The sequence below is a fragment of the Serratia sp. CY32780 genome, from assembly GCF_052169135.1.
GTDB lineage: Bacteria > Pseudomonadota > Gammaproteobacteria > Enterobacterales > Enterobacteriaceae > Serratia > Serratia sarumanii.
The window spans coordinates 38,186-50,798 of sequence record NZ_JBJNLI010000008.1; the positions used below are offsets into that span (position 1 = coordinate 38,186).

The following is a 12,613-nucleotide window of genomic DNA, read 5'->3' on the forward strand; positions in this document are numbered from 1 at the left end:
TTTTCGGCTGATAACCACAAAGGGGAGAAAAACCACGCTTTTTCTCCCCTTTGTCAACGGTATGAGGGCGCCGAATGGCGCCCTGTCGTTATGCGGTATGCCCCTGATGTTGCATCCGGTTGGACAGCGGCCACCAGCACAGCAGGATCAGCAGCGCCATCGCGAACATCAGCAATCCGAGGCTGAACTGCCCGGTTTGCGGCAGCATGGCGGAAAGCCAGGTCGCGAGCCCCGATCCCATGTTCTGCATGCCGCCCACCAACGCGCCCGCCGCGCCGGCCAGGTAAGGGAACGGCTCCATCGCCCCGGTGGTCGCCAGCGGGAACAGCATGCCGGCGCCGAAGAAGAACAGCGCGGCCGGCACGATCAGCGTCCAGATGTTCATCACGCCGAACCAGCCCGGGATCCACATCATCGCCCCCGCCAGCAGGCAGCTAATCACCGAATGCCACATCAGGGTGTGGAAGGTCTTGCCGTCGCGCCCGGCGTACCAGGCGCCGAAAAACGCCGCCGGGATCGGCAGAATGAACAGGATGCTGACGGTCAGACCGCTCAGCCCCAATACGCCGCCCATCAACACGCCACAGCTGGCCTCGAATACCGCAATCCCCGCCAGCGCGCCGATCAGCATCACCAGATAGCAGCTGAAGGTGCTGTCGCCCAGCAGCTGGCGAAAACTGGCCAGCATGCGGCGTTTTTCCGTCTGCACCGGGCGGGTCTCCGGCAACCAGCGAAACATGGCGAAGGCGACGCAGGCGCACAGCGCCAACAGGAAGGCATAACAGGCGCGCCAGCCGAACACCATTGCCAATGCGCCGCCGATCACCGGCGCCAGCAGCGGGCTAACCAGAATCCCCATGTTCAACAGGCTATTGGCGTAGCGCAGCGCGGTGCCGGCATACAGATCGCGCGGCATGGTGCGCGCCATCACGCCCGCCACGCCGGTGCCCATGCCCTGAATCGCGCTGGCGGCGACCAGCATCGTCAGGTTGGTGGACAGCAGCGCGCCCAGCGCACCGACCAGGAAGATCATCATGCCGGTCAGGATCACCGGACGACGTCCGATACGGTCCGATATCGGACCGTAAATCAGCTGGGAGAAACCGTAGGTCAGCAGATACGCCGCCATCACCCGTTGCACGGCGCCGGTGCGAACCGACAGATCGTGGGCGATATCAGCAATCACGGGAACATAAATGGTTTGCGCCATCTGGCCGACGGCGACCAACAGGATAAGCATCACCAGCAGGTGAAAATTCTCTAGTTTTCTCATTATCTTCGTTAACGTTTCAACTCGTCACAGCGTCCCGGTATGGCCGTTGCAGCAGCCAGAACGGCGAGCAGCCCTCTATGGCGGCATAAACTAATCAAATCTGATTTTTTTAGCGAGTTTCAGGCAGATATTGATCCAGGTCACACTGGCAGCAAACCCGACCAGGCTCGTAAATTAAACTGTACGTCTAACGCTTTGGAGTTAAAAATAGCGCCCTTGCAGTAGCCGCGCTTTAGCATTTAATCGATAATTCTTTTCATCAACTTGAAATAAAATAACACCATAGGGATTTGGTTCATGAAAACACCTGAGCTGATTTTATTGCAGTTAAAGGCTCTCGGCCCGCACTCGGCCAAAATGCTGGCGGAGCGTCTGGACATTACGCCGATGGGCATCCGACAACATCTGCAATCCCTGGAAAAACGTGAGTTGGTTTGTTACGAAGAAGCGCGCAGCAAGGTCGGCCGCCCGACGCGCTACTGGTCGCTGACCGAGCGAGGGCACGCCTTTGCCGCCGCCGATCAGGAGCGGCTGCGGGCATCCGCGCTGCAGCTGTTTGGCGGCGCCGGGGTGGAGCCGTTGCTCAACGCGCGCGAAGAGCAGCTTTATCTGCGTTATGCCGAAGCGCTGTCCGCCGAGCGCAGCCATCAGGACCGGTTAGCCCGCCTGGTGCGCCTGCGGCAACACGACGGTTACATGGCCGAATTGTTCGACCACCCGCACGGCACGCTGTTGGTGGAAAACCACTGCCCGATCGGCGTGGCCGGTTCCAGCTGCAGCAGCCTGTGCAATTCCGAGCTGCAGCTGTTTCACCGCCTGTTCGGCAACGACTACCGGGTAGAGCGCACCGCGCACGCCATTTCCGGCTCACGACATTGTGCTTATTTGATTCGACCACGGGAGCTTTAGAGTATGGCTGAATGGGTAAACGGCAAGGTTACGCAGGTAAAACAATGGACCGACGGGCTGTTCAGCCTGGTGGTCAATGCCCCCATCGATCCTTTCACCGCCGGGCAATTTGCCAAGCTGGCGCTGGAGATCGACGGCGAACGGGTGCAACGTGCCTACTCCTACGTCAATGCCCCCGACGACGCCAATCTGGAGTTCTATCTGGTCACCGTGCCGGAAGGCAAGCTGAGCCCGCGCCTCAGTCAGCTGCAGCCGGGCTCGGACGTGATGGTAACCAAAGAAGCGGCCGGCTTCTTCGTGCTGGACGAGGTGCCCGACTGCGATACGCTGTGGATGCTGGCGACCGGCACCGCCATCGGCCCCTATTTATCGATTCTGCAGCAGGGCGCCGGCCTGGAGCGCTTCAACAACCTGGTGCTGGTGCACGCCGCGCGCTTTGCGCGTGACCTGAGCTACCTGCCGCTGATGCAGCAACTGCAGCAACGCTACAACGGCAAGCTGCGCATCCAGACCGTCGTCAGCCGCGAAGAGGCGCCCGGCTCATTGACCGGCCGCGTACCGGCGCTGATCGAGGACGGCCGGCTGGAAGCGGCGATCGGTTTGACTATCGACGCCGAAACCAGCCACGTGATGCTGTGCGGCAACCCGCAAATGGTGCGGGACACCCAGCAAACGCTGAAAGACCACCGCCAGATGCGCAAGCACCTGCGCCGCAAGCCGGGCCACATCACCAGCGAACACTACTGGTAACCCGGCGAGGATCAGCGGAACTTCACCGGTTCGGCTTCCGGGCCAAACCGGTTATCTCCCGGCGTGCCGACGAAGGCACCCAGATCGATCATCATCATCACGATAATCAGCGTCGGAATGAAACGCCCAACGCCCCATTGCCAGATCGGCGCCAGCATCTGCCAGTTCCCCGCCGCCAGCATCCACGCCAGGATCAGCAGCAGCGCCCACCAGCCGGCCTTGTTGCGATCGTGCAGGCGCTTGACCAGCACCGCCGCCGTCGGCCACAGCAGCGCCACGATAAAGAAGGCGATGGATTGGATGGCGACCAGCTGATAATTGGCCAGCGTAAACGCCGCCGCCATCAGCACCAACCACAGCCCCATCCAAATCCAGAAGTCGCGCCGCCCGATGCGGCCCTTAAAAGAAAAACACCACTGTTGTAACGTCATCGATTCCTGCGCTCTAAGCCTGCCCATATTCTGCGCCGCAGTGTAACATAGGCGCTGCCGGGCCGAGTTTTCCGCCTCGCATAACGCGGTGCGCCGCACAGCTTTCTCGTCAGCGAACCGATAATGGCGTGGGATCTTTGACAAGCCCCGCGGGTTATCGCTTTAATCGGAGCCATCTTTGTCCTTGATGCCATACGCCATGCTGAGAAAAACCCTCGTCATCGCCTGCCTGCTTCAGGTGGCCGCCAGCGCCTGGGCCGATCCGCCGCCCGCCGATGCGACGCCCGCCGCACCTTACCTGCTGGCCGGGGCACCGACGTTCGATCTGACGGTGGTCAAATTCCGCGAAAAATACAACCGCGATAACCCGAAGCTGCCGATTGGCGAATTCCGCGCCATTCCCGCCGCCGAAGACGATTCGCCGCTGCTGACGCGCGCCGCCAGCAAACTCAACGAAAACCTGTACGCCTCCACCGCGCTGGAGAAAGGCACCGGTAAAATCAAAACGTTGCAGATCACTCACCTGCCGCTGCAGCAGGCCAATGAAGAAAAAGCCGCGCGCGCCATCGCCATCAGCTACATGGCGGCGCTGATGCGCCAGTTCGAACCGGCGTTGACGGTGGAACAGAGCCAGAACAAGGTGAACAGCCTGCTGGAAAAAGGCAAAGGGTCGCGCTTTTACCAACAGCAGGTCGGCGCCATTCGCTATGTCGTCTCGGACAACGGCGATAAAGGCGTAACCTTCGCGGTTGAACCGATTAAGCTGGCGCTTTCCGAGCCGTAACGGCGCGGCATTTAATGACGAAAAGCAAAGCCTTCGCGCTTAATGATCTCTATACTGTTGGGCAGGTAAACTGCCGGTCCGGCAGTTGTCATTTCGACTCTCGCGTTTTCTAGTTGGAGGAAAAAACATGCGTCATCCATTAGTTATGGGTAACTGGAAGCTTAACGGCAGCACCCACATGGTCAACGAACTGATCGCCGGCCTGCGCAATGAGCTGAGCAGCGTTGACGGCTGTGGCGTCGCCATCGCCCCGCCGGTGATGTATCTGGATCAGGCCAAGCACGCGCTGGCCGGCAGCCGCATCGCGCTGGGCGCGCAGAACGTGGACGTTAACCTGTCCGGCGCCTTCACCGGTGAAGTTTCCGCCAACATGCTGAAAGACGTCGGCGCCCAGTACATCATCATCGGCCACTCCGAGCGTCGCACCTACCACAAAGAGAGCGACGAAGTCATCGCCGAGAAATTCGCCGTGCTGAAAGAAGCCGGCCTGATCCCGGTACTGTGCATCGGTGAAACCGAAGCGGAAAACGCTGCGGGCAAAACTGAAGAAGTGTGCGCGCGCCAGATCGACGCCGTGCTGAAAACGCTGGGCGCACCGGCGATGAAAGGCACCGTGATCGCCTATGAGCCGGTCTGGGCCATCGGTACCGGCAAGTCCGCTACCCCTGCGCAGGCGCAGGCCGTGCACAAATTTATCCGTGACCACATCGCCAAGCACGATGCCGCGGTTGCCGCTGAAATCATCATCCAGTACGGCGGTTCGGTGAACGACAAGAACGCCGCAGAGCTGTTCTCTCAGCCGGACATCGACGGCGCGCTGGTTGGCGGCGCTTCGCTGAAAGCCGACGCTTTCGCCGTGATCGTCAAAGCCGCTGCCGCAGCGAAAAAAGCCTGATTACCTTAGGCTTGCCATAAAAAAACCCCGGCAAGCCGGGGTTTTTTATTGCCGCTCAGACGGCATCAGCGTTTGCTGATCTCGTCGAACACGCCGCCGGTGGCGAAGTGCACCTTCTGCGCTTCGGTCCAGCCGCCGAAGGTGTCATCCACGGTGAACAGCTTCAGCTGCGGGAACTGCCCGGCAAACTTGGCCGCCACCGCCGCATCGCGCGGACGATAATAGTGCTGTGCCGCGATGGTCTGCCCTTCCGGCGAATACAGATACTTCAGGTAGGCGGTCGCCACATCGCGGGTACCGCGTTTATCGACCACCTTATCCACTACCGACACCGTCGGTTCGGCCAGGATCGATTCACTCGGGGTGATAATCTCGAACTTGTCTTTACCGAGCTCTTTCTCCGCCAGCAGCGCTTCGTTTTCCCAGGCGATCAGCACGTCGCCGATGCCGCGCTCAACGAAGGTGTTGGTCGCGCCGCGCGCGCCGGAATCCAGCACTTCGACGTTCTTGTACAGGTTTTTGACGAACTCCTGCGCCTTGGCCTTATCGTTGTTGTTGTGGTGCAACGCGTAGCCCCAGGCGGCCAAGTAGTTCCAGCGGGCACCGCCGGAGGTTTTCGGGTTCGGGGTGATCACCGACACACCCGGCTTGAGCAAATCGGGCCAGTCGTGAATTTGTTTCGGGTTGCCTTTGCGCACCAGGAAGACGATGGTCGAGGTGTAAGGCGCCGAGTTGTCCGGCAGGCGTTTGATCCAGTCTTTCTCGATGCGCCCGCGTTCGGCGATGGCGTCGACGTCATAGGCCAACGCCAGCGTCACCACGTCGGCCTCGATGCCGTTGATCACCGAGGTCGCCTGTTTGCCGGAGCCGCCATGCGACTGGCGCACCGTCACCTTGTCGCCGGTTTCCGCCTGATAGTGCTTGCTGAATGCCGTGTTGTAAGCCTGATAGAACTCACGCGTCGGATCGTATGACACGTTCAGCAATTGAATATCCTTCGCCATGGCGCCGGACGCCAACAGCACCAATGTCAGACCAACACCCCATTTACGCATCGACAGGCTCTCCGAGAAAATTAAGCGCAACCTCAATCGGTTGATTTAGCATCAGAGCCTGCCAGAAACTTTCCCGGCAATTAAAGAATAAAAAATTTTGGGATAGATGATTCCGGAATATATCGCCGACGGGCATAAAAAAGCCCCCGCGAGCGGAGGCTTTTTTGTCGTGCGGTGAGCGGCATATCAGTACAGTTTTTTCGCCGTTTCCAGCCAGTCACCCTTGAACGGACGTTTCATGTTTTCGATCGCGTCGATGATGTCGTGATGCACCATTTTTTCGTTCTGGATACCGACGCAGCGGCCGCCGTAACCCTGCAGCAGCAGCTCGATGGCGTAGGCGCCCATGCGCGAGGCAAGGATGCGGTCGTAGGCAACCGGCGAACCGCCGCGTTGAATGTGGCCCAACACGGTAGCGCGAGTTTCACGCTTGGTTTCCTGCTCGATGTGGCGCGCCAGCTCATCGATGTCGCAGATGTGCTCGGTGATCGCCACGATGGCGTGTTTTTTACCCTTGGCGATACCGGCCTTGATTTCGCACACCAGATCTTCGCGGTTGAATTCGATTTCAGGCAGCACGATGAATTCGCAACCGCCGGCAATCGCCGCCGCCAGCGTCAGATCGCCGCAGTAACGGCCCATCACTTCCACGATGGAGATACGCTGGTGCGAAGAGGAGGTATCGCGCAGGCGGTCAATCGCTTCCACCACGGTTTCCAGCGCAGTGAAGTAACCGATGGTGTAGTCGGTGCCGGCAACGTCGTTATCGATGGTGCCCGGCAGGCCGATGCACGGGAAGCCTTCTTCCGTCAGGCGTTTGGCGCCCATGTAGGAACCGTCGCCGCCGATCACCACCAGCGCGTCGATGCCGCGATTCTTCAGGTTTTCAATCGCCTTGGCGCGCACGTTTTCATCCCTGAACTCCGGGAAGCGGGCCGAGCCAAGGAAGGTGCCGCCGCGGTTGATCATGTCGGACACGCTATAGCGGTCCAGCTGCTCCATGCGATCTTCGTACAAGCCAAGGTAGCCATCGTAAATACCAAAAACTTCCAGACCTTCTGAAAGCGCAGAACGCACAACGCCGCGGATTGCAGCGTTCATACCCGGCGAATCACCGCCGCTCGTCAGTACACCGATTTTCTTGATCATGACTACCTCTGAACTGTGTAGATGCAATTTCTTAAGAATTCTGTCTCCGCCGATCGTCTTGAAACCTCTCCGGCTGCAGAAAACCAGCTTTACGGCTTATTGCTGGATATTATATCAAAAACACCCAGCTGAATTGATTCAAGTCACGCAATATAACGGTAAAAACACCGCATGGCACGCTGAGCTAACTCAGATATTCATGATAATACTTCGATCTATGCCTCTATCTGATTATAGCTCCCAATGCCCCTGCCTACCCGGTGGCACCACGGAGCACGGATCCAGGTGAATGATGACGTCCGCCCCCGCAAAACGGTGCCGCAACGCCTGTTCCACCTGATCGGCCAACCGATGCGCCTCACGCAGCGGCAGCGTGTCTTCCATCTCCAGATGCAGCTGGATGAAACGCGTCGGCCCCGACTGCCGCGTGCGCAGATCGTGCGCGCCTTTCACCCCGGGCCAGGAGGAAACCACCTCGATAATCGCCTGGCGTTCGTCATCCGGCAACGCCCGATCCAGCAGCGACTGCACAGCTTCGTAGCCCATGCGCAGCGCGCTATACAGGATGTAAACGCCGATGCCCAGCGCGAACAGCGCGTCCGCCCGCCGGAAGCCGTACCAGCTTAGCCCAAGAGCGATAAGAATAGCACCATTCATCATGACATCTGACTGATAATGCAGCATATCTGCGCGCACCGCCTGGCTGCGCGTTTTTCTGACCACCCAACGTTGATAGGTGACCAGAATCAGGGTGCTGATCAACGCGATCACCGTCACGACGATCCCGACGCCGGGATCGCGCAGCGTTTGCGGCGCATACAAATGCTGGAAGCCGGTGAGGAACAGAAACAGGGCGGAGCCGGAAATAAACATGCTTTGCGCCAGCGCCGCCAGCGATTCCGCTTTGCCGTGGCCAAAGGTGTGCTCGGCATCGGCCGGCTGCAGCGAATAGCGCACCACCAGAAGGTTGGTCAGCGAGGCGGCAATATCGACCAGCGAATCCACCAGCGCCGCCAGCAGGCTGACCGAACCGGTGTGGTACCAGGCGACGATTTTGATCAACAGCAGCGACGACGCCAGCGCGGTAGCGGCCAACGCAGCGGACTTTACCAGGCGTGCATAGCGCTGTTCCATGAAGGGATCCCGGTCAAAAGGTGTGGCGCTCAATATAGCGAAATGTCGGATAAAAAAAACCCCGCCATCATGGCGGGGAAGACAGGGATGGTGTCTATGGCAAGGAAAAACAGGGGACTACTCAGTCGTACTTCACTTCTGGGCAGAAGCTTGCTGCAAACCAGAAATTTGTTGCTCCATCTGCTGCATACGCTGCTGATGTTTCTGGTCTAAAACACTTTTTTGCTCTGGCGTCAGCAGGTTATACATTTGGTTGCGCACCCGGGCCATTTCGACCTGGCGCTTGACCTGCTGTTGGGCCATCTTTTCCGCCTGGGCATACACGGCGGCTTCGTCAAATTTCTCTGCGGTCACCAGTTTATGCATGGCTTCCATTTCAGCTACATTGACACCAGGCAGATCGTGCCGGGCCTGGCGCATCAAATCGCGCATTTGCTGGCGCTGCTGTTCACTGAGGCTGACACCGTCGAACATATGGTGCTGGCCGGGTATTCGGGTCATCGCGTCGTTGCCGGGAGGTTGGGCTGTGTCCGGTATAGTGTCGGCAGCGAAGGCAGCGGTCGAACCAATTGCCAGCAGTGATGCCATAACTAATGCGGTCACCTTACGCATTTCAACTCCTCAAGCTTTCTCACTTTGCGAATCAACGAGGAGCAGTGTACCGCTACACCTGAAAACCTGCGTCAGTGCATGTAAAACTACGTAAAGTCATGGAATGGCAACAGTTGATGACGTATTTTGCGTCTGGAGGTAAATCATAATGAACAAGATTCTGTTAGTTGACGACGACCGCGAGTTGACCTCGCTGTTAAAAGAACTGCTTGAAATGGAAGGTTTTAATATCGTCGTCGCGCACGATGGCGAGCAGGCGTTGTCGCTGCTGGACAGCTCCGTCGATCTGCTGCTGCTCGATATCATGATGCCGAAGAAAAACGGCATCGATACGCTGAAAGAACTGCGCCAACATCACCAAACGCCGGTCATCATGCTGACCGCGCGCGGCAGCGAACTGGACCGCGTGCTGGGCCTGGAGCTGGGCGCCGATGATTACCTGCCGAAACCCTTTAACGATCGCGAACTGGTCGCGCGCATTCGCGCCATTCTGCGCCGTTCCAACTGGAGCGAACAGCAGCAGCAGGTCGACAGCGGCGCCCCGACGCTGGATGTCGATGGCCTGCAGCTCAACCCCGGCCGCCAGGAGGCCAGCTTCGACGGTCAGGTACTGGATCTGACCGGCACCGAATTCACCCTGCTTTACCTGCTGGCGCAGCATCTCGGCCAGGTGGTGTCGCGCGAACTGCTGAGCCAGGAAGTGCTGGGCAAACGCCTGACCCCGTTCGATCGCGCCATCGACATGCACATTTCCAACCTGCGGCGTAAGCTGCCGGATCGCAAAGACGGGCATCCGTGGTTCAAAACCCTGCGCGGGCGGGGTTATTTGATGGTATCTGCAACATGATCAACAGTTTGACGGCACGCATCTTCGCCATTTTCTGGTTCACGTTAGCCCTGGTGCTAATGTTGGTGCTGATGGTGCCCAAGCTCGACTCCCGCCAAATGACCTCGCTGCTCGACAGCGAGCAGCGGCAGGGGTTGATGCTGGAACAGCACGTCGAGGCCGAGTTGCAAAACGATCCGGCCAACGATCTGATGTGGTGGCGCCGCCTGTTCCGCGCCATCGACAAATGGGCGCCGCCGGGCCAACGCCTGCTGCTGGTCACCAGCGAAGGCCGGGTGATCGGCGCGCAGCGCAATGAAATGCAGATCGTCCGCAACTTCATCGGCCAATCCGATAATTCAGATCATCCGAAGAAGAAAAAGTACGGTCGCGTCGAGCTGGTCGGGCCGTTCGCGGTGCGCGACGGCGAAGACAACTACCAGCTGTACCTGATCCGCCCCGCCAACAGCCCGCAATCCGATTTCATCAACCTGATGTTCGACCGGCCGCTGCTGCTGCTGATCGTCACCATGCTGATCAGCGCCCCGCTGCTGCTGTGGCTGGCCTGGAGCCTGGCGAAACCGGCACGCAAGCTGAAGAACGCCGCCGATGACGTGGCGCGTGGCAACCTGAAGCAGCATCCGGAACTGGAGGCAGGCCCGCAGGAGTTTCTGGCCACCGGCGCCAGCTTCAACCAGATGGTCAGCGCGCTGGAACGCATGATGAACGCGCAGCAACGGCTGATCTCGGACATCTCGCACGAGCTGCGCACGCCGCTGACGCGCCTGCAGCTGGCCACCGCGTTGATGCGTCGCCGCCATGGTGAAGGCCACGAGCTGGCGCGCATCGAAACCGAAGCGCAGCGGCTGGATTCGATGATCAACGATCTGCTGGCGCTGTCGCGCGGGCAGCAAAAAGGCGAGCTGGCGCGCGAGCAGCTGAAGGCCAACGACCTGTGGGCCGACGTGCTGGACAATGCCCGTTTCGAAGCGGAACAGATGGGCAAGCAGTTGGAGATCACCGCGCCGCCCGGCCCGTGGACGCTGTTCGGCAACGCGAGTGCGCTGGACAGCGCGTTGGAAAACATCGTGCGCAACGCCCTGCGTTATTCGCACACCCGCATTGCCGTGGCGTTCAGCGCCGACAATCAGGGCGTGACCATCGAGGTTGACGACGACGGCCCCGGCGTCAGCGCCGAAGATCGCGAGCAGATCTTCCGTCCGTTCTACCGCACCGATGAAGCGCGCGACCGCGAATCCGGCGGCACCGGCCTCGGCTTGGCGATCGTCGAAGCGGCAGTCAACCAGCATCGCGGCTGGGTGAAGGCCGAAGACAGCCCGCTTGGCGGCCTGCGGCTGGTGCTGTGGCTGCCGCTGCATCATCAACGTCTGTCGACTAAGACAGAACAGTAAGAGTTTGCTATCCTGCGCCCCTCGTTCACGAGGGGCCTGCAACATGCTGAACATCGTTTTATTTGAACCCGAAATTCCACCCAACACCGGCAATATCATCCGCCTGTGTGCCAACACCGGCTTTAACCTGCACCTGATCGAACCGCTGGGTTTCCCGTGGGACGACAAGCGCCTGCGCCGCGCCGGGTTGGACTACCATGAGTTCACCCGCGTCAGCCGCCATGCCGATTACGCCGCCTTTCTCGCCGCCGAAAACCCACAGCGGCTGTTTGCCCTGACCACCAAAGGCACGCCGGCGCACAGCGCCGTCAGCTATCAGGCCGGCGACTATCTGCTGTTCGGCCCGGAAACGCGCGGGTTGCCCGCCGACATCCTCGATGCGCTGCCTGCGCAGCAAAAAATCCGCATCCCGATGCAGGAGCAAAGCCGCAGCATGAACCTGTCGAATGCCGTATCGGTGGTGGTGTATGAGGCCTGGCGGCAGCTGGACTATGCCGGCGCGCTGATCAAGGCATAATCCGCGACGACGCGCCATACTGGAAGCATCATCGCTGCGATGTTCTTTCCAGGAACGGCACATGGCTTTCATCGAGGATATTGTCACCCAGCTTCGCCGCCTCGAGACGGCGCTGAACGAGGCGCTGCTGCGGCTGCAGCAGGCGCAAGACAGCGAAGCGCTGCACGACCTGCGCGTCTGTCTGCGCCGCATTCGCAGCCTGCTGCGCCCGTTGCGCGGCAGCCCCGGCGCAACGCGGCTCGATCGGGCCGCCGCCGAGTTGGGCAGGCTCACGACGCCGCTGCGCGATCTCGAGGTGCTGATCGCCGAGCTGGCGCACCATCGCCTCGATTGGCAGGCCAACGTGCGCCGGAGCGATCTTCAGGCTCGCTACCGCCAACTGCTCGCCCATCCGCAGCTCATCGACTTTCCCTCGCTGTTGCACGCCTGGCCGCGCCGCTTCCGCCGCACCGCGCGACGCACCGCCAAATACCGCCTGAACCGGCGCCTACAGCGCCAGCAGCGGCAGCTGCGCCGGGCATTGGCCGATACCGGCTACGATCGCCACCGTCTGCGGCTGCTGATAAAACGCCTGCGTTATGCCGCCGAAGCCTATCCGCAACGCCTTTCCCTCTCTGCCGAAGCGACGGCGGGCCTCAAAGCGGCGCAAAACGCCCTCGGCGACTGGCACGATCGGGAGGTCTGGTGCCTGCAGGCCGAGCATCAGGCGGATCTCTGGCCGTTGTTGCCCCTATGGCAAGTTGAGCAACGCCAGGCGCTGGCCAGAACGGATACCCTACTCGCCGCCTTATCACCGGCGCTGGCGGCGAAAACCGGCGGCGCATCACGATCCTGAAAAAAGGCCACGGCAGGGCACGCCCGGCCCC

14 protein-coding genes are annotated in these 12,613 nt (G+C 60.1%); 8 read left to right on the forward strand and 6 right to left on the reverse strand.

Features of this window, described 5'->3' with window-relative positions:
- Positions 1-88: 88 nt before the first annotated feature.
- Positions 89-1,273: a multidrug efflux MFS transporter EmrD gene (gene emrD, locus ACJ8HH_RS22855; RefSeq protein ID WP_004931102.1), complete on the reverse strand. Its 1,185-nt coding sequence runs from the start codon at positions 1,271-1,273 to the stop codon at positions 89-91.
- 297 nt (positions 1,274-1,570) lie between these two features.
- Between emrD and ACJ8HH_RS22860 the strand changes: the two genes are divergently transcribed.
- Together ACJ8HH_RS22860 and fpr are read left to right on the forward strand one after the other, a co-directional pair.
- The gene (locus tag ACJ8HH_RS22860; protein ID WP_197766323.1) at positions 1,571-2,182 is read left to right on the forward strand and encodes an HTH domain-containing protein; all 612 of its coding nucleotides are present in this window, start codon (positions 1,571-1,573) and stop codon (positions 2,180-2,182) included.
- 3 nt (positions 2,183-2,185) lie between these two features.
- The gene (fpr, locus tag ACJ8HH_RS22865; protein ID WP_047729616.1) at positions 2,186-2,932 is read left to right on the forward strand and encodes a ferredoxin--NADP(+) reductase; all 747 of its coding nucleotides are present in this window, start codon (positions 2,186-2,188) and stop codon (positions 2,930-2,932) included.
- Between the two features lie 11 nt (positions 2,933-2,943).
- On the opposite strand, the gene ACJ8HH_RS22870 is transcribed toward fpr, so the two are convergent.
- The gene (locus tag ACJ8HH_RS22870) at positions 2,944-3,363 is read right to left on the reverse strand and encodes a DUF805 domain-containing protein (protein WP_019452229.1); all 420 of its coding nucleotides are present in this window, start codon (positions 3,361-3,363) and stop codon (positions 2,944-2,946) included.
- 199 nt (positions 3,364-3,562) lie between these two features.
- On the opposite strand from ACJ8HH_RS22870, the gene ACJ8HH_RS22875 reads away from it, so the two are divergent.
- Together ACJ8HH_RS22875 and tpiA are read left to right on the forward strand one after the other, a co-directional pair.
- Positions 3,563-4,147: a DUF1454 family protein gene (locus ACJ8HH_RS22875; protein ID WP_047729614.1), complete on the forward strand. Its 585-nt coding sequence runs from the start codon at positions 3,563-3,565 to the stop codon at positions 4,145-4,147.
- A 127-nt stretch (positions 4,148-4,274) separates the two neighbouring features.
- Positions 4,275-5,042: a triose-phosphate isomerase gene (gene tpiA, locus ACJ8HH_RS22880; RefSeq protein ID WP_004931113.1), complete on the forward strand. Its 768-nt coding sequence runs from the start codon at positions 4,275-4,277 to the stop codon at positions 5,040-5,042.
- A 65-nt stretch (positions 5,043-5,107) separates the two neighbouring features.
- Here tpiA and ACJ8HH_RS22885 read toward each other — a convergent pair whose 3' ends face one another.
- From ACJ8HH_RS22885 to cpxP, 4 genes are all read right to left on the reverse strand, one after another.
- Positions 5,108-6,097, reverse strand: a complete 990-nt coding sequence (locus ACJ8HH_RS22885; RefSeq protein WP_197766324.1) for a sulfate ABC transporter substrate-binding protein — start codon at positions 6,095-6,097, stop codon at positions 5,108-5,110.
- A gap of 186 nt (positions 6,098-6,283) precedes the next feature.
- Positions 6,284-7,246 carry a 6-phosphofructokinase gene (gene pfkA, locus ACJ8HH_RS22890; protein WP_004931116.1) on the reverse strand — a complete coding sequence of 321 codons (963 nt, stop codon included), beginning with the start codon at positions 7,244-7,246 and terminating at the stop codon, positions 6,284-6,286.
- Between the two features lie 231 nt (positions 7,247-7,477).
- The gene (gene fieF, locus ACJ8HH_RS22895; RefSeq protein WP_197766325.1) at positions 7,478-8,380 is read right to left on the reverse strand and encodes a CDF family cation-efflux transporter FieF; all 903 of its coding nucleotides are present in this window, start codon (positions 8,378-8,380) and stop codon (positions 7,478-7,480) included.
- A gap of 132 nt (positions 8,381-8,512) precedes the next feature.
- The gene (cpxP, locus tag ACJ8HH_RS22900) at positions 8,513-8,992 is read right to left on the reverse strand and encodes a cell-envelope stress modulator CpxP (protein WP_004931122.1); all 480 of its coding nucleotides are present in this window, start codon (positions 8,990-8,992) and stop codon (positions 8,513-8,515) included.
- Positions 8,993-9,140: 148 nt separating this feature from the next.
- Here cpxP and cpxR point away from each other — a divergent pair, with 148 nt between their 5' ends.
- The 4 genes from cpxR to ACJ8HH_RS22920 all read left to right on the forward strand — a co-directional run bounded on the left by cpxR (position 9,141) and on the right by ACJ8HH_RS22920 (position 12,582).
- Positions 9,141-9,839, forward strand: a complete 699-nt coding sequence (gene cpxR / locus ACJ8HH_RS22905; RefSeq protein ID WP_004931124.1) for an envelope stress response regulator transcription factor CpxR — start codon at positions 9,141-9,143, stop codon at positions 9,837-9,839.
- Positions 9,836-11,230 (forward strand): envelope stress sensor histidine kinase CpxA, encoded by a 1,395-nt coding sequence (gene cpxA / locus ACJ8HH_RS22910; RefSeq protein WP_047729612.1) that lies wholly within the window; start codon positions 9,836-9,838, stop codon positions 11,228-11,230. The genes cpxR and cpxA overlap by 4 nt, the downstream gene beginning before the upstream one ends.
- A 43-nt stretch (positions 11,231-11,273) precedes the next feature.
- Positions 11,274-11,747, forward strand: coding sequence for a tRNA (uridine(34)/cytosine(34)/5-carboxymethylaminomethyluridine(34)-2'-O)-methyltransferase TrmL (gene trmL, locus ACJ8HH_RS22915; RefSeq protein WP_197766326.1), 474 nt, complete (start codon positions 11,274-11,276; stop codon positions 11,745-11,747).
- A 61-nt stretch (positions 11,748-11,808) separates the two neighbouring features.
- Entirely contained in the window at positions 11,809-12,582 is a 774-nt protein-coding gene (locus tag ACJ8HH_RS22920) for a CHAD domain-containing protein (RefSeq protein WP_197766327.1), read from the forward strand.
- Positions 12,583-12,613 lie beyond the last annotated feature (31 nt).